Origin of the sequence: Trinickia caryophylli (assembly GCF_034424545.1) — a bacterium.
GTDB classification, from domain to species: Bacteria; Pseudomonadota; Gammaproteobacteria; order Burkholderiales; family Burkholderiaceae; genus Trinickia; species Trinickia caryophylli.
Genome location: NZ_CP139970.1, coordinates 210,304 through 230,283, shown reverse-complemented (window position 1 = coordinate 230,283; position 19,980 = coordinate 210,304). Strand labels below are relative to the sequence as shown.

Here is a 19,980-nt window from a genome sequence, read left to right as displayed (position 1 = left end):
TAGTCGCGCGATCGGCGTATCCGCCGATAAGCCGCAGCACGATGAAGCGATCGCGGAGGCGGGCGCAAGCGTGCTCAAATGAGCGCTGCCCGAACCGGCGGCCGGTTACGACGCGGCGCCCAGAATGAGCGTCTTGTAGCCGGAGGAAACGACCTGCCAAGCGAAGAAGGCAAAAAGCGCAGCCGAGGCAAAGTAGCAAAACGACAGTGCTTTCGCGCCGAACACTTTTCCGCCTTTGGCCGCGACGAGGCATAACGCCGCCGTCCATGCGAGTCCGGCCGCGAAGAATCCTCCGAGAAAGCTGCTCGTCGCTTCCCATCCGCGTACGCCCGATTGCGCAATCAGCGCGCCGCCGACGGCCGCGAACCAGATGATCGCCGACGGCGACGACAGCGCAAGCAAAACGCCCTTCACGAACTGCTGACGATGCGTTCCGCTGGCGGCCGGCTCGTTGCCGTCCTGTGGGGACCGTGCCGATCTGATCGCCGAAATGGCCATTTTGAGCGCGAGTGCGACCAGCACGAACGTCCCGCCGAGCCACATGCCCCAGCGGATGGCGGAAAACCGCAGCAATGCCGTCATGCCCGCCAACGCAAGGAGGGCATAGACGAGATCGCCCACGCAGGAGCCGAGCCCGAGCCAGAAGCCGGTCCAATATCCGCGCTGCATGGAGACGGTCATGATCGCGATGTTCACGATGCCGATGTCGAGGCAAAGAGATAAAGAAAGCAAAAAGCCATTCGTTGCGGGATTCATACGATAAGCGACTCACGAGATTCAACCGTCTGAGGCCGTGATGATAAACCGGGAACGCGTTTCTTCTCCCGGGCGCGCGCGCCAGGATCGAGCCGCTCGTGTGCCGTTGTCCGGATCAACCGAAATCGCCCTGCCATCCGGGCGCTCTATATTGACCGATCACGACTCCCCGCAGCCGCGGGGCGACGTCGCGCTTTTGGCGGCGGCCTGGATGGTTTTAACGGCGGTGAACGATGGACAGTCACTACTGTGCGCGGCGGCGTGGCCGGGCGCCCACGTATCACGCGGGTTTCACGTTGATCGAAGTGCTGATCGCGCTGGCGATCGTTGCCGTCGCGCTCGGCGCCGTCGTGCGCGCGATGGGCGCGCTCGCGTCCGGTACCGAGGCGGCCACTTCCCGGCTGCTGGCGGTCTGGAGTGCAGACAATGCGCTGGCGGCACTGCGCGTCTCGCAGAGCTGGCCCGACCTGGGCGAGACGGTCCAGCCCTGTCCGCAGGGCCGGTACCGGTTTGTTTGCCGGCAAACCGTCACATCGCTGGACGAGCCGCTGCTGCGCGCGGTGGTCATTGACGTCTATCCGTCCGCATCCAGCCGGGAAATACTCGCTCAATCCGCCACGGTGATGCAGGATGAGCGCAGGCGTTGAGCGTGCGGGCACGCATCGCGCCGTGGGCTTGCGGCCTATTGCCCGCGCACGCTCCGCAGCCGGCTTCACGCTGCTCGAAATGTTGATTGCGATCGCGCTGATGGCCGTCGTTGCCCTCGTATCGTGGCGCGGCCTGGACAGCGCGATGCGCGCCCGCGAGGGTCTCGTCGCGAATCTTGCGCGCACGCGTACGCTTGGCCGTTGTTTCTCCCAATTGCAGTACGACATGGCGAATCTGGTCACCCCTGACGAGGTATTCGGGCCGCCGCTGCGCATCATGCCCGGCGAACTTGTGCTTATCCGGCACATCGGGGTGGGAAGCGACGAACCGACGAGGCTGCAAGTGGTCCGCTATCGCCTGCACGGCGGGGTGCTCGCGCGCAGCGCGTCCGAGCCGGTGTCGACGCTTTCGCGCCTCGCGGACACGTTGCAGCACATGGAGCGTTTCCCGAGCGCGGCGGCAAGCGATCGGGTTGTCTCCATGAGCCTTGCCGTGTGGATTCCTTCGCTGGGATGGGTCTCGGATCAAGCGGAGGTGGCTCAGTCGTATCAACGATTTCTCGCAACGCATGGCATCAGCAGTTTCACCAGCATCGGCATGCCGCTGCCGAAGGGGCTGCGCTTCGTCGTCCGGCTCGGTTCGCCGGCGCTGGAGTACTCGCGCGTGATTCCCATCGGCCAATAGCGCTGCCGGCGATCCATCCGATGGTGCGTACAACGCGTCACACGGCGGTTATGGGCTCGCCGATAACCTGACGCGGTTTCGGCATCGTTCATCGAAGAACGGATCGGATCGGCGCGAACCGCGGCGCCTGGGCTGCTCGACGGAGGGGACATATGGAGTGGGGACAAGGACTGACCGGCCTCGCGCATGCCGCAGGCGCCGCACAGCAGCACGTGCCTCGGCACCGTACCGACCTTGCGGTCGCGAGGGCGCTGCACGAACAAGGCCGGCTCGACGAAGCACAGAAAGCTTACGAGGCGTGGCTCGAACAGGAGCCCAACGATGCCGAGGCGCAGCATCTGTTCGGTGTGCTTCGCTACCAGCGTGGCGACATCGACGGGGCCATGACGCTCATGAGCCGCGCTGTCGCACTCGCGCCAGCACCTCTGGCTCTGGCGAACCTCGGCGCGATCATGGCGCAGTTGGGCCGGATGGAGGAGGCGCTAGGGCATTTCCGTTCGGCGCTCGCGCTCGATCCACGCCATCTGCATGCACTCGTGCGGCTCGGCAATACGCTCATCGCGCTGCAGCGCCACGAGGACGCGATCGAGGCGTACGACCGGGTGCTGGAGATCGCGCCGCTGACGCTCGACGCGCTCTGCAACCGGGGCAGTGCCTTGCGGGCGCTCGGGCGTCATCGGGAAGCACTCGAAAGTTTCGAGCGCGCGCTGACAGTCGATCCGCAGTCGTTCGAATCGCTCTGCAATCGCGGCAATACATATAGCGGCATCGGATGCCATCAGGAGGCCCTGCGCGACTACGAGGCCGCGTTGGCGGTCATGCCGGGGCATCCGTCCGTTCTCTGCGCGCGGGGCCGCGCGCTCGTCGCTCTCGGGCGTGAGGGGGAGGCGCTTGCGAGCTTCAACGAGGCGATCGCGGCTCAGCCCGAATTCGTCGATGCACTTTACAACAGTGCTGTGGCGCTCGAGCGCCTCGGCCGGGCCGACGAGGCGTTGCAGCGCTGCGCCCGCGTACTCGAACGCGAGCCGCGCCATGCACGCGCGCTGGCGTGCCGCGGCAATGCCCTCTTGAGCCTCGAGCGCTTTGACGATGCGCTTGCCGAATATGACCGCGCGCTGGCGATCGGGCCCGCGTTCGCGGAGGTGCTGTGCAACCGCGGATCGGCGCTGCGCAGCTTGAATCGCTTCGATGACGCGCTCGCAAGCTACGATGCCGCGCTCGAGCTCGATCGGCGATTGCTGCAGGCGTGGTGCAATCGCGGCAGTGTGCTCCACGATCTGCAGCGGTTCGACGATGCGCTCTCGGCGTTCGACAGCGCGCTCGCGCTCGGCGCGGACCATGCGCCCGCGTGGTTCGGTCGAGGAAACGCATTGTTCGAGATGTCGCGGTTCGAGGAGGCGATCGACGCACACGGGCGCGCCACGGTGGCTGACCCCGATCATGTGGATGCGCATTTCGCGCAGGGATACATCCATTTGCTCGAGGGCGACTTCGCCCGTGGCTGGCCGAAGTACGAGTGGCGACAGCATGTGCCGGCGAAGCGCGGTACCGAGCGCACGCTCGCCAGCCCGCGCTGGTCCGGGCACGAGCCGCTGCTCGGCAAGACGATCCATGTACACGCCGAGCAGGGCTTCGGCGATACGTTACAGTTTTGCCGCTACGCGCCGCTTTTGCGCAAGCGGGGCGCGAGTGTCGTGCTCGAAGTGCAGCCCCCGCTTCACGCACTGGTGGCCGGCTCGCTCCAGGGGATCGACGTGATCGGCACGCAGCCGTCGGCCCCGCCCGCCGATTTCCACATTCCGCTGCTGAGCCTGCCGTACGCCTTCGGCACCGCGCCGCATACCATTCCCGCCGAGGTCCCCTATCTTGGCGTCGCCGAGTCGCGCGTCAAGGCCTGGCGAGGTCGGCTCGGCATGCGCACGCGCATGCGCATCGGCCTCGCGTGGTCGGGCAATGCCGAGCATCGCAACGATCGCGCCCGATCGTTGCCGCTTGCGGCACTCGATCCGCTGATGTCGCTCGGCGTCGAATGGGTCAGCCTGCAAAAGGGGGTGCGCGAGCGCGACTGGGCCACGCTCGCCGCCATGCCGATTCGGACGTTCGATGCGCAGTTGACCGACTTCAGCGAGACCGCCGCGCTCATGCTCTCGCTCGATCTCGTGATCGCTGTCGACACCGCGGTCGCACACCTCGCGGGCGCGCTCGCGGTGCCAGTGTGGATCCTGCTGCCTTATCTCGCCGAATGGCGCTGGTTGAACGGCCGCTCCGACAGCCCTTGGTACCCGAGTGCACGGCTTTTCCGGCAGCCGGCGCGGGGGAGATGGGACGCAGCGATCGATGCGGTGCGCTCGGCGCTTGCCGCACGATTGGAGGGGGCGCAATGAATGCCGACGCACTAGCTACCGGCCGGGCCGAATTGCTCGAGCGAGCCCGTGCCGCTCATGCCCGCGGGGCATGGGAGGAGGCGGAAAGCGGATATCGTTCGCTGCTCCGGACGCAGCCAGACGATCCGGACGCGCTGCATATGCTCGGGCTGCTGCGATTCCAGGACGGGCGTCTGCTCGAGGCGCATGGATATCTGAACCGTTCGATCGAACGGCAGCCGTCGGCGCTCGCACTGGCCAATCATGCGTCGGTACTGCTGGCGCTGGAGCGGCGTGCCGAGGCGCTCGAGCGCCTCGACGCCGCGCTGCGGATGCATCCCGATCACCCACGGGCGCTCTTGCTGCGTGCGGACTTGCTGGCCGAGAGCGGACACAACGAGCAGGCGATCGATACGCTGGACCGGATCATCGCATCGCTGCCGGGGCAGCCGCCGGCGCTCGTCTGGACGAAGCGCGCGGCGGCTCTGCACCGGATCGGCCGCCATCGGGAAGCGATCGATGCGTGCGAGCGTGCGCTGTCGCTGGAGCCGGGCTCGTTCGATGCGCACAGTCTGCGCGGCGACGCGTTGCGGGCTGAACAGCAGTGGGAAGCGGCACTCGTCGACTACGAACTTGCGCTCGCGCTGCAGCCGGCGAGCGTGGCCATGGCCATGGCCCGAGGCGAGACGCTCGCCCGGCTGGGACGACTCGAACCGGCGCTTGGGTGCTTCAACGACGCGCTGGCTGCGCGGCCGGACAGCGTCGAGGCGCTCTATAACAGTGCGGTGGCATTGGAGCGACTCGGTCGCCTGCATGAAGCGCTTGCGCGCACCGAGCGATTACTTGCATTGGAGCCCCGGCACCTGCTTGGGCTTGCCCATCGCGGCAACGTGCTCGCCAGGCTGGGGCGTCTCGACGAGGCAATCGCGAGCTACGATGCCGCGATTGATGTTTCCCCGCGCTTCGTCGAGGCGCTTTGCAACCGCTCGCGGGTCCTCAGGCAGTCGAGGCGTCCGGAGGCGGCGCTTTCGAGCGCCGAGCGGGCCCTGAAGGAAAACGATGATTTTGCGCCCGCATGGTACGCGCGCGGGCAGGCGCTGCAGTATCTGCATCGTTACGATGAAGCGCTTGCCGATCTCGAGCGCGCGCACCAGCTGGCGCCCGACGATTTGGCCACGCGGTTCCAGTGCGCCAACACGCTGCGGATGATGATGCGCCACGACGAAGCGCTCGAGGCGTACGACCGGGTGCTGGATGCCGACCCCGGCCACATCGAGACGCATTTTTCGAAGGCGTTCGTCCTGCTGTCCCTCGGCGATTTCGCACGTGGCTGGGCGGAGTACGAGTGGCGCTGGCGCGAGGAGCAGGTCGGCGCCTTTGCACGCGACTTCCCGCAGCCGCTGTGGCTCGGCGATGCGCCGCTGGCGGGCAGAACGATCCTGTTGCACGCGGAGCAGGGGCTGGGCGACACGCTGCAGTTTTGTCGCTACGTCGAACGCGTGAAGGCGCTCGGCGCCACGGTCGTGCTCGAGGTGCAGCGGCCTGTGGTGAATTTGATGTCGACCGTCCGGGGCGCGGATGTCGTCGTCGCGCGCGGCGATCCGTTGCCGCCGTTCGACTGTCACTGCCCGCTGCTGAGCCTCGCGCTCGCGTTCAAGACCGATGAGGCGTCGATTCCGGCCGACGTGCCGTACCTTGCCGCCGTGCCCGCGCGAATCGCGCACTGGCACGAGCGGCTCGGAACGAAGACCAGGCCGCGCATCGGAATCGCATGGTCCGGTAATCCGCAGCATCTGGACGACCACAATCGATCGATCGGTCTCGCGCGGCTCAGGCCGCTCTTGATCGAAGGTGTCGAATGGGTCAGCCTGCAGAAGGTCGTTCGCGACGAAGACCGCGAAACGCTCGAAGAATCCGGCATCCGTCATTTCGGCGAGGAACTGGGCGATTTCGGCGATACCGCCGCACTCGTCGGCGCGCTCGACCATGTGATCAGCGTCGATACGTCGGTCGCGCATCTGGCCGGCGCGCTGGCACGGCAGTTATGGCTGCTCTTGCCGTGGCTGCCGGACTGGCGCTGGCGCCTGAGCGGCGCGGCGAGCATGTGGTATCCGAGCGCGACGCTTTTTCGGCAGCCGCGCGCGGGTGACTGGGATGCCGTGCTCGAGCAGGTTGCGGCTGCGCTGCGGCAGCAGTGGCTCGCGCATACCACGTCATGACGCGCGCGAAGCGGGCCCCGGTCGAGGCGATGGCCGCGGCGCATGAAGCGCCGGGACCCGCGGCGTTTGTCGAGCACGCGGTGCGCGACAGCCTCGAGCGCGCGCGCGTCCACTTCGCCCGTGCCGAATACGAGCAGGCACAACGGCTTTGCCGCGGCGTGCTGTCGATGTCTCCCGAGCACGCGGAGGCCTTGCACCTGCTCGGTATGGCCTACGATGCGTCTGGTGCCCCCGCGAGCGCCGAGCCGTTGCTGGCGCGCTCGCTGCAAATCGACCGGCGCCATGCCTGGGCATTCGCCAATCATGCCGGCGTGCTCGTGAAGCTCGGGCGTCACGCCGAAGCGCTCGACGTACTGCGCGATGCGTTGCTCGCCGATGCGCGGTATCCGGCGGCGCACCTGTGCCGCGGCCATGCTTTGTTGGCGCTCGAGCGCCATGACGAGGCGCTGCAAGCCTACGATCAGGCGCTCTCGATCAACCCGCTGCTGCCGGAAGCATGGACGAACCGCGGCATCGTGCTGCGCGCGCTCGGGCGACCGGCCGACGCGCTGATCAGCCTCGACCGCGCGTTCGCGCTCGCGCCACACGATTACCGCACGCTTGTGAGCCGCGCTCATGCGCAGCGCGATATCGGGCGCCGTGAGGACGCGTTGCGCAGCTATCGGCTGGCGCTCGTCGTCAAACCCGGCGTGCGCGAACTCGTCGCGCTCTGCGAGGCGGTGCAGCGCGAGATCGACCGCATGGCGCCGAGCACCTGACGCTCCCGCAATCGGGCGAACAGATGGCAGACATTGCGCATGGGCGGCTGGATGAGGCCGAGCGATCAGGATTCCGAAATATGTCGGAATGTCCGGACATTGGCGTGCAAATTTGTGCGAACCATCGGCAACGAAGCTGCCATCGCGCGGTCGTAAGCTCCCGCGATCAGCCGACCGCCAGGTCGACGAGCGGCCTTGCACCGGCGGCAGTGGCGACGCTCGTCCTTCCCTGACAGGTCGATACGACCTATGGGGAAGACTCGACGATGACATCACGCACGCGCACAGGCCAATCGATCCAACGCCCGGCTTCGGCCCGCAGGCCGCTTCGCTGCGGACCGCATCCGCTTTATCGCGCGATTGCGCTCGCGCTAGCCGCCGGGGCCGGTACCGGCAGCGCTCAGGCGGCGGGTATGGTCAACCTCGGGCAGGTCGGCGCCCAGGCCGCCGCGGCGCGAGCGGGCGGCGGCCGCACCGTCAATCTCGGCGTTTCGCCGGCGCAGGCGCTTCAAGGCAGTCAACGTTCGATACAAAACCTCGGGCAGGCAGCGCGCGCGATCGCGGCCCAGGTCGCGGCGCAGCAGGCTGCGGCGGCTCTGGCCACAGCGAACGTACCGAACGGTCTCGCGCCGGGCGGGCTCGAGGTGGCGCCCGGTGCCAGCAGCGATCCGAACAACCCGGCGCTTTGGATCAACGCAAACCTGCCGGCGCAGACCCGCAACGCGGACGGCACCGTCAAGGTCGACGTCAAGCAGACGGCGCAAAGCGCGGTGCTCACGTGGCAGACGATGAACGTCGGCCGGCAAACCACGCTGAACTTCGATCAGTCGGCCGGCACGCAGGCAAACGGGGCGAACAACTGGGTCGTGCTCAATCGCATCCAGGATCCGAGCGGCAAGCCGAGTCAGATCCTCGGCAACATCACGGCGCAGGGCTCCGTTTATGTCGTGAATCGGAACGGCATTCTTTTCGGCCCGGGATCGCAGGTCAACCTGCACTCGCTCGTGGCGTCGTCGCTCGACTTCCTCAATCAGAACGATCGTCCGATACAAACGACGGCCGACGTCGTCAACAGCAACAAACTGTTCCTCGGGCTGTCGGGCAGCGCGGGCGGGCTCGCCTCGCTGGAGCAGGGCCAGTCGGGCGGGACGGCGGCCAACCTTCCGCCTAACGAGGTGCTCGGGCTCGGCAACAAGGTTACGATCGCCTCGCCAGGCGACTATCAAACGCCGGGCGCGGTGACGATCGCACCGGGTGCATCGATCACGACGCATGCGAACGGCACCGCAAGCGATGGCGGCTTCGTGCTGATTGCCGCGCCGAGCGTCAACAACGGCGGCAGCATCGTCGCGAACGACGGACAAGTGGTGCTGGCGGCGGGCGTGGGCGTGGCGCTGCGGCCGAATCCGACGACGCCGCAGGTTCTTTTGCCCGAGTTGAGCGGCGCGCTCTACCTCGGCGGCACCGATGTCACGCCGGTGGGTGTGCTGACGAATAGCGGGTTGGTTTCGGCTGCCCGAGGCAACATCAATCTGCTCGGCACGAATATCTATCAGAACGGCGTCGTGGCCGCGACGACGAGCGTGAACACGCCCGGGCGGATCACGATTTCCACCGTCGACGAATATGTCGCCAACACGCCTGCCGGTACGGCGTATCCAGGTGTGCCGCTCGTACAGACAGGCGCGAGCGGTACGGCCGATGCAACGAGCCGGGCCGGCGAACTCGTGTTCGGCAGCGGCTCGGTTACCGCGGTTCTCCCCGACGGCAACGGACAAACCGCTACCTCGACGCCGGGCACGACGTTCGCCGCGGGCGCGGTGACCATGACGGCGGGCGCGGTCTGGCTCCAGAGCGGCTCGCTCATCGAAGCTCCGGGCTCCACCGTCACCGTGGCGGCGCTGACGCCTTCCGCGGCATTGAACCGGACACCGTCCGAGATGACGCTCGTGCCGGGCCGCGTCTACCTCGACGACGGTGCGGCCATCGACGTATCGGGCATCGCGAACTATACGCTGCCGATGTCGAGCATCCTGCTCGCGATCAATACGCTCAATCAGAACGATCTGGCCGATTCCCCTTTGCAGCGCACCGGGTTGCTGAACGGATTGAAAGGCGTGATCGTCGACAGCACGCAGACCGGCACTCGCGGCGACGGCGTGCAGTGGGTAGGCAGCCCGCTGCTGAACCTGGCGGGCGCGGTCAACCTGATGCCGCGCACGGTCGACCAACTGCTGACGAATGGCGGCACGATCAACCTGTCGGGGCAGGAAGTCCTGACGGCACCGGGATCGGTGTTGAATCTGAATGGCGGGTACGTGCATTACCTTGGCGGGACCGTGGCGACGACGCGGCTCATCGATGCCAGCGGTGCGATCGTGCCGATCGGGCAGGCGGATCCGAACGACAGATTCGTGGCCGTCGCTGGGACTTTCGTCGATAAGCACCCGCGCTGGAATGTCACCAATCAATGGCATGACCCGCTGCTTGCAGGCGGCGTCTATCAGCCCGATTTCATCGTGGGCGGCAATGCGGGCACGCTCAATGTGTTCGCCTCGAAGGCGACCGTGCTCGACGGCACGATCACCGCGGAATCGTTCGCGGGCGCCAGGCAGGTGCAGGGCGGCAGCGCACCCGCGGGCGGTACGTTCGCCCTTGGGGTGGGGGCGGCGCTTACCGAGGGCGCGGCCACGGCAACGAGCGGTGCGAGCGGATATGTGATCCTGCAGGATCGGGCGCCGCAACTCGGCGGCATCGCTCCTGGCTTCAACGTCGTCACGGCGCTCGATCCGTCCGCGTTTGCAGGGCTGTCGTCGACCGATCCCGACAATGTGCTGGCGACGACCGTCGTGCCGGTGCGCACGCTCAACGAGGGCGGTTTCTCGAAGCTCGCGGTGACCGAAGACAAGCGGCGAGGCAAGGGCCTCGAGGTGGCCGCCGGCACACAGCTGGCCCTGCAGCCTGGAGGCTCGGTCAACATCGACGCGCTTGGTCCCGCGACCATTCTCGGCAATATCGCCGTGCCGGCCGGAACGATCGCCATCCAAGCGGCGGGCGATCTCGTACTCGGCGCGAATGCCACGTTGAACGTCGCCGGGCAGTGGGTCAACAACGATCAGATGAGCGCACCGGCGAGCGAGGCGGGCGGCAAGCAGTTCATCAACGGCGGCAGCATCACGCTCGCGACCCGCGATGGGAGCCTGAACGGCATCGACACCACGGGCTCGATCATCCTGCAGCCGGGGAGCGTGATCGATCTGTCGAGCGGTGGCGAAATGCTGGCGAACGGGCAACTTGCGATGGCCAATGGCGTGCCGCTCGGCACCGCCGGCAGCTTGTCGCTGCTGACTTACCAGGGCCCGCATTTCAATTCGGAGGATTCGGCACCGCCCTTGCCGACAAGCCAGCCGAGCGCGGGCCGCATCGCCATGGCCGGCCTCATCAAAAGCTATGGATTCGCGGGCGGAGGCACGCTTACGCTGCAGGCGCCGGGCTTCCAGATTGGGGGAGACGCCGCCACGGCGCCCGCATGGGATCTCGTTCTGCCCGAAAGCTTTTTCTCGACACAGGGCTTCGGCAAGTACGTGCTCAACGCGATGTACGACACGACTGTCGCGCCGGGCGCGAACGTCGTGCTGACGCAGCGCAATCTCCTGCCCGACGTCCGGGCATTGCAGCAGACGGTGAGCGGCAGCGACATCGCGGCGGGCGGGCTCACCTCGGTCGGTACGCTCGACGCCTATCGTCGTCAGCCGACGAGCCTCGTGCTCACGGCAGGCGGCGAGATGCAATGGTTGAACGTGCCGCAATACGCGGGTACGACCGGGGCGGTGACGGTAGGCGAAGGGGCCGCGATCGTCGCGGATGCGGGCGCGAGTATCGGCCTCGGCTCGCCGCTGCAGGTGACGGTGCTCGGCAAGCTCGTGGCGCCCGGCGGCTCGATTACGTTGAGCGCGGATTCCGGCCCGTCCGACTATTCGCAGCCGGGCCAATATGCGAGCGGGGGGCTCGTCACGACGGCCGGCAAGTCGGTGTGGCTCGGTGCCGATGCCGTACTCGACGCCCGAGGGGTTGCATTGATCGACCCGCTCGGCGCACCGGCGAAGAATGGACTGCGCTCGGATGTGCCCACGACGGGCAGGGTGCTGCCTGGCGGATCGGTGACGATCTCGGACGATTCGGGGTTCATCGTCGCGCAGGCCGGCTCGGTCATCGATGTTTCCGGTGCAGCCGCAACGCTCGATCGACTGCAGCCGAGCGGCGGTTACGCGTCCCAGACCGTTTGGAGCGATGCGGGATCGATCACGCTGTCGGGTACGAGCGGCCTGCTGTTCGACGGCACGCTGCGGGCCCGGCCCGGTGCGCCTGAGGCGCAGGGCGGGACGCTGACGTTACTCGCGCAAGTCGGGAGCAACAACGGCATCGCGCCGGGCAGCGGCGGCACGACGACCCGTTTGCCGGGCGCCACGGCGATACTGTTCCGGCAAAGCGGCGATGATGTGCCCGCGGATCTGGCGCCCGGGCAGAGCCTCGGTACGCCGAGCGGCGTGCTGCAATTCGCTGCCGACCGCCTGACGGATTCGGGGATCTCGACGCTCGTCGTGAGAGGGTCGAAAAACCCCACGTTGTTTTCGCTTGCGCCGGTCGCCTTCGCCGGCGATGTGACGCTCACGCTGCCGGGCGCGGCTATCTTTCAAACGGGGGCGCTCATCGCGCTGCAGGCTGGCGCCGTGTCGCTCCCGGATCTGGCAAGCGGGACGGCCTCCATCGGCGCGCCGCATGTGACGATCGATGCGCCGTACGTGGAAATTCAAGGGCAGGGGGGGCAGGGCAAGACGTTGGCACCCATTGGCGCATTGGCGGACGCGACGCTCGATGTCAACGCTTCGTTCATCGATATCGTCGACAAGGCGCAGCTGGCGAATTTCGGCCAGGCCAATTTCACGAGCACAGGCGACATCCGGCTCAGCTCGGTGACGCAGATCTCGGCGGGCGGGGATGCGCTCGAGCCCGGTGAGTTGTTCAGTCCCGGCAACATGACGTTCAAGGCGGCCAGCCTCTATCCTTCCACCGGCTCCACGTTCATTCTCGATGCGGTCGGCCCCGCGGCCGACAAGCCGACGACGATCGCGTTTGCGTCCAACGGCAGCGCCGGCGCCCCGCTTTCGGCGGGAGGGACACTGCTCGTCGACGCGAATCGGATCGTTCAGGCCGGCACCGTGCGCGCACCTTCCGGCGCCCTGGTATTCGGCGTGGGCGATCCATCGGATGCGGCGACGAAGAGCCAGTTCAATAATCTGCCGCTCGTTGCGACCGATTCCGTCCTTTTGGCAAACGGCAGCGTCACGTCCGTTTCCAACGGCGGACTGACGATTCCCTACGGCGCGACCGTCGATGGCACCGATTGGCGATTCGATCCGATCGGCACCGGCGTCCTCCCAAGAAACATGACCGCGCCGCCGGCCAAATATGTCGGCGTCAATGCGGGCGCTGTTTCGCTCGATGCGGGCGCAACGATCGATTTGTCGGGCGGCGGCAACCTGCAGGCGGCGGAGTGGGTTCCGGGCTTGGGGGGAACGCGCGACGTGCTTTCGCAATACACGATCAGCTATGCCAGCTCGTCGGCGGGCGTGGCGGTGCCCGTCAATGCGGGCGGCGCGAATGTCTTTGCGGTCATGCCCGGGGTGCAATCGCCGGTGGCCGCGTACGATCCGTCGCTCACGAAGACGGCGCAGCCTGCAACTGGCGGCTACACGACTTCGAGCATCGGCGTCGGACAGGCCGGGCTCGACAGCCCCGTCGGACAATCGGTGTATCTGTCGGGCGTGCCTGGCCTACCGGCGGGTTTTTATACGTTGTTGCCGGCGAAGTATGCAACGTTGCCGGGAGCGTATCGCGTCACGCTTGCCAATGCGAGCGGCGCGGTGCAACCGGGCGCGAGTCAAACGCTGCCGGACGGCACGATCGTGACCGCGGGGTATTTCGGCAACGCGCTCACGGGCAGCCGCAGTGCGACGCCGGTTTACTTCGACGTGCAGGCGGTGCCCGTCTGGCAGCAGTATTCGGACTACACGGTGACGGGGGCGAATGCGTTCTTCTCCAGTCTCGCAGCGAACGCGGGCCATGTCGCACCGCAGTTGCCGAAGGACGCGGGCCAACTGGTGCTGGCGGCGCAAAACGCGCTCACCCTCGGGGCGAAGCTCCAGACGGGCGCGGACAGCGACGGTGCGCCGGCCGAGGTCGACATTGCATCGCGTGATATTCAAATCGTGGGCGACGGCCAGGCCGCGCTGCCGGGATACCTCGCCATCGGCGCGACCGAGCTCGGCGCGCTCAATGCGGGCAGCCTGCTTATCGGCGGCACGCGTACGCAAACGACGAGCGGCATCACCATCAACGCGCTTGCCAACAGTGTCGTCGTGTCGAACGATGCGGCGCATCCGCTGCAAGGCCCCGAAATCATTCTCGTGACGAAGACCGATACGAGCGGCAGCGATCCGAATGCGGCCAACGGTTTGCGCATCGATGCGGGCAGTGTCGTCACCGCGAAGGGGGACTACCCGGCGGTGAAGGACGTGCCCATCTCGATCGGTCAGGTCGCGAACAGCACGACGGGCGCGGCGGCGGTTTCGGGCGACGGTGCGCTGCTCGAGGTGTCGAATGGCGCGCCCTCGGTGGTTACTCGCGCGAACACGACGGGTACGGGGCAACTGACGATTCAGGCCGGCGCCATATTGAACGGCGGTCAATCTCTGACGCTCGACTCGTCGGGCAGTGTGTTCTCGGACCCAGCCGCAACGTTCGCAGCGAACGTCATCACGGTGGACGGTTCGAGTATCACGTTCGCGAACGATACGCATGCCGTCCTGCCGTCAGGGTTCATCGTCGGCGCCGGGCAGCTCGCGCAGTTCGCGAACGCGCAGCAGGTCAATCTGCGCAGCAGTGGCGCGATGAATTTCATCGGCGATATCGACGCCGCATTCACGCACGGCGTGGATCTCAGCGCCGCGTCGTTCACCGGCGACGGTGGGGCCGTGACGATCAGCGGGCGGCGCGTGGCGTTGACCAACGAGGTGGGGACGGCCGCACCGGCTGCGTCCGGCGGCGGCGGATCGTTGACGGTCAACGCCGACGAGATCGATCTGGGCACCGGCAACCGTTCGACGAACGGATTCGGGGCGGTGACGATGAATGCCAACGGCGGCATGGTCGGGCAGGGCAATGGGGTGTTCGATTTCGGCGGCGCGACGGTTACGTTCAATGCGCCCGTCTTCATCGCGGATCAGGGCTCCGGGCAGACGGTGCGCACGACCGGCGCGCTCGCACTCAATGCGGGCGCGGGTACCCCGTTGGCCATGAAGCCCGTGGGCGGCGCATTGACCTTCATCGGCGGTACGCTCGACGATGGTGCGCTGATCGAGGCGCCGGCTGGCAACGTGACGCTCGAGGCGACGAGCGGGAACCTGACGATTCACGATGGGGCGCGCGTGAGCACGTCCGGCGTTGCGAAGCAGTTTTACGACGTGACGCAATACGCGCCGGGCGGCGCTATTTCGCTGAAGGCGGATGCCGGTACCGTCGATGTTCGGCCCGGGGCAACGCTCGACTTTGCCGGGGCCGGCAGCGGGGCAGCCGCGGGTAGCCTTGCGTTGTCCGCCCCGAAAGGAACCGTACAACTCGCAGGCACGATCAAGGGGCAGGCCGCGGGCGATTATCAGGGCGGCTCGTTGTCCGTCGATACGGGCGGCGCCGTGGATCTCGACAGCCTCGCGATCGAACTGGCGGCAAGCGGCGTCGATGACGCGCTTTCGGTATGGACGAGATCCGGCAACCTGACGCTCTCGTCCGGCAACCGGCTTAAAGCAGCGCGTGTTTCATTGACGGCCGACGGTGGGGCCGGCGGCCAGGATGCGACCGGCGGCAACGTGCGGATCGACGGCACGATCGATGCGTCGGGCACGGCGGGCGGTCAGATCGCGCTTTATGGCAAGAGTGGTGTGGACGTGGAAGGCAGCCTGATCGCCTCGGCAATCGATGGCAGCCAGCGGGGCGGAAGCGTGAACATCGGCACGACGGCCACGCCGCGCGGTACGGTGACGGTCAACGGTAGCTATGGATACGAGAACATATCGGCAGCCGAATCGGGCGTCATCCGTCTCGGGCCTAACGCGTTGATCGACGTCTCCGGCGGGCGGGCGGATCCGACGCTGGCGGGCAGCGTCAATCTGCGTGCACCGTTGCTGTCGAGCGGCGACGTCAATGTCGAACTCGGGGCCGCGAGCGGGGCGCCCGGGCCGCGGATTCGCGGAGCGGGGGCGGTGAAGCTCGAAGCGTACGCGATATGGAGCACGACGGACCCCAGCACGGGGGCACAGCATTTCGATGGCATCGTCGATCCAGCGGGCTGGTACGACGGCAACGGCAATCAGTTGGCGGGGACCACGACCAACGGATATTTCACGCCGACGGTTGCGAACACCGCGCATCAGAATTTTTACGGCTATATCAACAACGACATGACGGCCGCGCAGCCCGGTACGTTGATGAGCTTCATCGAAAACGGCCTCGGCGCGACGCCCGCGTTCGCCGGCAGGATGTCGGGCTTTGCCAACTTCGAAGCCGTGCCCGGCGTCGCACTCGTCAATCCGGATGCATCGATCAACAATGGCGGCATTTCGGTGCTGACGAACTGGAATCTCGGCGCAGGGTTGCCGAACAACAGCGGCACCATTACGCCCGCATTTCGTTATCAAGGCAGCATTGCACCGCGTCTCACGCTGCAAGCGGCCGGTGACATCACGTTGAATGCGAGCATCACAGACGGGTTCTATCAGAGTCAGGCGGCGACGATTCTGGGGGCGAGCGGCGGTGCGTCGGCCAGCTACGATGACGCCAAGGTCCTCTTCGATCAATATGTCAATGCGGATACCGCACAGACGGTGGTCTCGTTTCGCGGGGGCGGCAGTGCGTCGCTTCCGAGTCTCGACCCGGCAAATTACGCATTGAGTGCGCCGCTTCAAGGGCAATCGGGCGACTATTACGCGAACTACGTTGCGTATGCAACCGCTTGGAATAACGATTACCAACGGTGGCAGACGAACAATCGCGCGGGCAAGCTGATCTTTCCTATTTCGCCTTCGGTGAAGGTGGCGCCGCTTTTGTCGAACTATGCCACGTATGCGCTGTATGCCGCCGACTACTACGCCAAATACATGTCGACCTACTCCCCCGGCAATGCAGTGGCGACCTGGGGGACGCCAACGCCCCTGTCGTTGCCGACATTGGCCACGGACTATGCCACTTATATCAGTACGTACGTCTCACGTTACTTCGGCAGAGTCTCGCAATTGAGCGCGAGCGGAGCCCTTGCCGGCACGCTCAACTTCTTCTACGCGCCCGCCGCACCGCTACCCATGGCCGGCGGCAACATCGGCATCCTGCCGGGTAACGCTCCGGCCAGCGTGCCGACCGTCAACAATCCACTGCCGCTGGCGTTCGCTACGCTAAGCGGCGGGCAAAGCAGTTCCTATCGCATCGTGGCAGGTTCCGACACCCAGAGTGCGAATCCGTTGGCGCTTCAGGCGGCCTGGGCGGCGCAGTCTTCGGCGGGTGTACCGCCGAGCGGCTCCGGCAACGTGACATTGAACGGGCACACGTCCTACGTCGATTCCAACGGGGCGACGCTGCTGGAGCCGACGATGATTCGCACGGGTACCGGCAGCATCGATATCGCCGCGCGCAACGATCTGCAACTGACCGATTCCACAGCGCCCGGCGTTGTCTATACGGCGGGCGCGCCGGCGGCGGGCTCCCCAGCCGGCCGGAGCGCTGCGATCGCCAAAGGCGATAGCGTTTTCGGTCGGCCGGACCTCCTTGTCACGACCCAGGTCAATCCCGACTCGGCCGGCGATATCACGATTCATGCGCAACACGACATTCGAGGCGTCGAGAGCGTCCAGGATACGGACGGCTCGATCACGGGCCAGCCCGGTGCCAATCTCAGCCAGTTCTGGTGGCCGTGGATGGAGGTCGGGCCAGTCCCCACCGTGACGTTCAATGGCGGTACGCCGGTCCTTGCGGACATTTCACGCACCTCGATCAATTTCGGGGCATTCGGCCAAGGTGTGATGAGCGTCGGCGGAGATGTATCGATCACCGCCGGGCGCAACATCTCGGATCTCGGGGTGTCGCTGCCGACCACCTGGTACAAGGATGCGAGCGGCAACGTCGTCACGGTCGGTGGCGGGAACCTCGTCGTGAAGGCCGGCGGCGATGTGCTGAGCGGAGACTATTTCGTTGCGAAAGGCACGGGCAGCATTACTGCGGGCGGTCGTATCGGCGCCGATTTCACCGTTCCAGGGACGCCTTCCGCGGTTGGTACGCTGCTCGCGGCGCAGGATACGCAATGGAACGTCGTTGCGCGGCAGGGCGTCGATATCGGCGGGGTGTTCAACCCCTCGTATGTGCAAAGCGATGCGCTCCTCAACACCTACCACCAGCATGCCGACGGTCAGGGATATTCGCCGGATTCGGCGGTCAATGTGTTCGCCGCTACGGGAGACGTGACGTTTGGATCGCTGCCGAATCTGGACTTCATGGGTGGCACGTTCACGGCAACGCTGCCTGGTTCGTCGGCCAATGCAGCGTGGGTACTTCCCGCGGGGCTCGGCCTGGTGGCATTCTCCGGGGGGATCGACGTGTCGTCAGGCGGGCTGCTGTATCCCTCGGCAACGGGCAATCTCAATCTGATCGGCGATGGAACGATCAATGTGTTCGCCAGCGCGGATAGTCGGGGAAAAGTGTTCGATCAGTTCGGGCTGGCGGACATCGATCCTTCGGCCATGCCGTCGCCAACCTCCCAGACGCTGGGATTCGACGAAGCGGATTACGCCAGTACCGCGGCGCACACTTCAAGCTCCGAGCCGGCGCATGTCTACAGCTTGACCGGAAGCGTGGTTGACGGCGCGGCGGGAGCGGACGGCCTTTATCGGCGACTGGCCGTGCTACGCGTGGATAAGCCGTCCGTCGTTCAAGCGGGCGACGATATCGTGAATCTGGTGTTCCGTGGGCAAAACGGGGCCGACGGCGATATCACCCGGATCGTGGCGGGCCGGGACATCTACGATGCACCGTTCGCTGGCGGCGACCGGGTGCCGAGTATCGTGCTGGGCGGCCCCGGCACGCTGGAGGTCGAAGCCGGCCGAAATCTCGGGCCTTTCACGAATCAGCAAGAGTCGTTCGGCGTGAACCCGACGAACTACAGTAATGGCCAACTCGTGTACACCGGAATCAATACGGTCGGCAACGCGATCAATCCGAATTTGCAGCATGAAAGCGCCGATATCGACGTCCTGTTCGGAGTGGCGCCCGGTATCGATACGAGCCGCTTCATCGCATCCTATATCGACCCCGCCGGCAGCGGGGCAGGGATCGCCGGCACGCCCCAGGCGCTCGTCGACTTCATGCGGCGGTACGGCAATGCGGCGAGCGGCGGCCCGCTGACACCGAGCGAAGCGTGGGCACGGTTCGAGACGTTGCCGTCCCTTGTGCAAAGGGTTCTCGTCGAGAAAGTATTCTTCGATGTCCTGACGGCCGTTGGTCAGGACTACAACAGAGGCGACGCGTCGTCGAACCCCTACTACCATCAGTACGCGCGCGGCTACCAGGCCATCAACACTTTGTTCCCGGCCTCGCTGGGGTATACCGCGAACAGCCTTGGCGGCGGCTCGAACGGCACGGCTGCGTCGGTCGTCACGGGCAATCTCGATATGCGCGGTTCGACGATCCAGACGCAACAGGGCGGAAACATCTCGATCCTTGGCCCCGGCGGGCGTGCGATGGTGGGCGGTTCGTCGTCGCCACCCGCCATCGTCAGTGACGGGAAGGTGGTGGCGGGGCCCGGCACGATGGGTATTCTCACGCTCGAGAAGGGCGACATCAATATTTTCACGGACAGCAGCCTGCTGCTTGCGCAAAGCCGGGTCTTCACCGAGCAGGGCGGCAACATGACCATCTGGAGTTCGAACGGCGATATCAATGCCGGCAAGGGGGCGAGTACCGCAGCCGACATTCCGCCACCGAATTACCTTTGTGACGCGAATCACTATTGCGCGCTGGACGCACGGGGCGAAGTCACGGGCGCGGGGATCGCGACGTTGCAGACGATTCCCGGCGCGCCACCCGGCGAAGTGAATCTGCTTGCGCCGCGCGGCACCGTCGATGCCGGGGCAGCCGGTGTGCGTGCATCGGGCAACCTCAATATTGCCGCGTTGCATGTCGCCAATGCGGTCAACATTCAGGCGCAGGGAACGGCGACCGGTGCGACGACGACGCAAACAGCCGATGCGGGGGCACTGACAAGCGCGGGCGCTGCGGCGTCCGCTGCCGGCAAGATGGCCCAGGATCTCGTGAAGCAGAACGCCTCGGGGGGCGCGACGCGCAGATGGGTGGTGACCGTTGAGGTGGATGGCTTCGGGCAGGCGGCGGCAAACCAGCACGCATGTGCGGGGCAACAGGGATGCGCGGCGGAGCGGTCCTGATGCGTTGACGAGG

7 protein-coding genes are annotated in these 19,980 nt (G+C 66.2%); 6 read left to right on the top strand and 1 reads right to left on the bottom strand.

What is annotated here, in order from left to right:
• Positions 1-105 precede the first annotated feature (105 nt).
• Positions 106-756, bottom strand: a complete 651-nt coding sequence (locus tag U0034_RS01000; protein ID WP_085226368.1) for a LysE family translocator — start codon at positions 754-756, stop codon at positions 106-108.
• 233 nt (positions 757-989) lie between these two features.
• Here U0034_RS01000 and gspI point away from each other — a divergent pair, with 233 nt between their 5' ends.
• The 6 genes from gspI (at position 990) to U0034_RS00970 (ending at position 19,967) form a co-directional block, all read left to right on the top strand.
• Entirely contained in the window at positions 990-1,403 is a 414-nt protein-coding gene (gene gspI / locus U0034_RS00995; RefSeq protein WP_085226370.1) for a type II secretion system minor pseudopilin GspI, read from the top strand.
• The gene (locus U0034_RS00990; protein WP_085226372.1) at positions 1,387-2,088 is read left to right on the top strand and encodes a PulJ/GspJ family protein; all 702 of its coding nucleotides are present in this window, start codon (positions 1,387-1,389) and stop codon (positions 2,086-2,088) included. Before gspI ends, U0034_RS00990 begins: the two co-directional genes overlap by 17 nt.
• Before the next feature lie 152 nt (positions 2,089-2,240).
• Positions 2,241-4,472, top strand: a complete 2,232-nt coding sequence (locus U0034_RS00985) for a tetratricopeptide repeat protein (RefSeq protein ID WP_085226374.1) — start codon at positions 2,241-2,243, stop codon at positions 4,470-4,472.
• Positions 4,469-6,670 (top strand): tetratricopeptide repeat protein, encoded by a 2,202-nt coding sequence (locus U0034_RS00980; RefSeq protein ID WP_085226376.1) that lies wholly within the window; start codon positions 4,469-4,471, stop codon positions 6,668-6,670. The genes U0034_RS00985 and U0034_RS00980 overlap by 4 nt, the downstream gene beginning before the upstream one ends.
• On the top strand, positions 6,667-7,428 hold the full coding sequence (locus U0034_RS00975; protein WP_085226378.1) for a tetratricopeptide repeat protein: 762 nt from the start codon (positions 6,667-6,669) through the stop codon (positions 7,426-7,428). Before U0034_RS00980 ends, U0034_RS00975 begins: the two co-directional genes overlap by 4 nt.
• A 266-nt stretch (positions 7,429-7,694) precedes the next feature.
• Positions 7,695-19,967, top strand: a complete 12,273-nt coding sequence (locus tag U0034_RS00970; protein WP_085226380.1) for a filamentous haemagglutinin family protein — start codon at positions 7,695-7,697, stop codon at positions 19,965-19,967.
• Positions 19,968-19,980: the final 13 nt, after the last annotated feature.

Coding starts and splice junctions, on each gene's coding strand:
- U0034_RS00975 (WP_085226378.1), top strand. CDS start 6,667: ATGACGCGCGCGAAGCGGGCCCCGGTCGAGGCGATGGCCGCGGCGCAT.
- U0034_RS00980 (WP_085226376.1), top strand. CDS start 4,469: ATGAATGCCGACGCACTAGCTACCGGCCGGGCCGAATTGCTCGAGCGA.
- U0034_RS00970 (WP_085226380.1), top strand. CDS start 7,695: ATGACATCACGCACGCGCACAGGCCAATCGATCCAACGCCCGGCTTCG.
- U0034_RS00985 (WP_085226374.1), top strand. CDS start 2,241: ATGGAGTGGGGACAAGGACTGACCGGCCTCGCGCATGCCGCAGGCGCC.
- gspI (WP_085226370.1), top strand. CDS start 990: ATGGACAGTCACTACTGTGCGCGGCGGCGTGGCCGGGCGCCCACGTAT.
- U0034_RS01000 (WP_085226368.1), bottom strand. CDS start 756: ATGAATCCCGCAACGAATGGCTTTTTGCTTTCTTTATCTCTTTGCCTC.
- U0034_RS00990 (WP_085226372.1), top strand. CDS start 1,387: ATGAGCGCAGGCGTTGAGCGTGCGGGCACGCATCGCGCCGTGGGCTTG.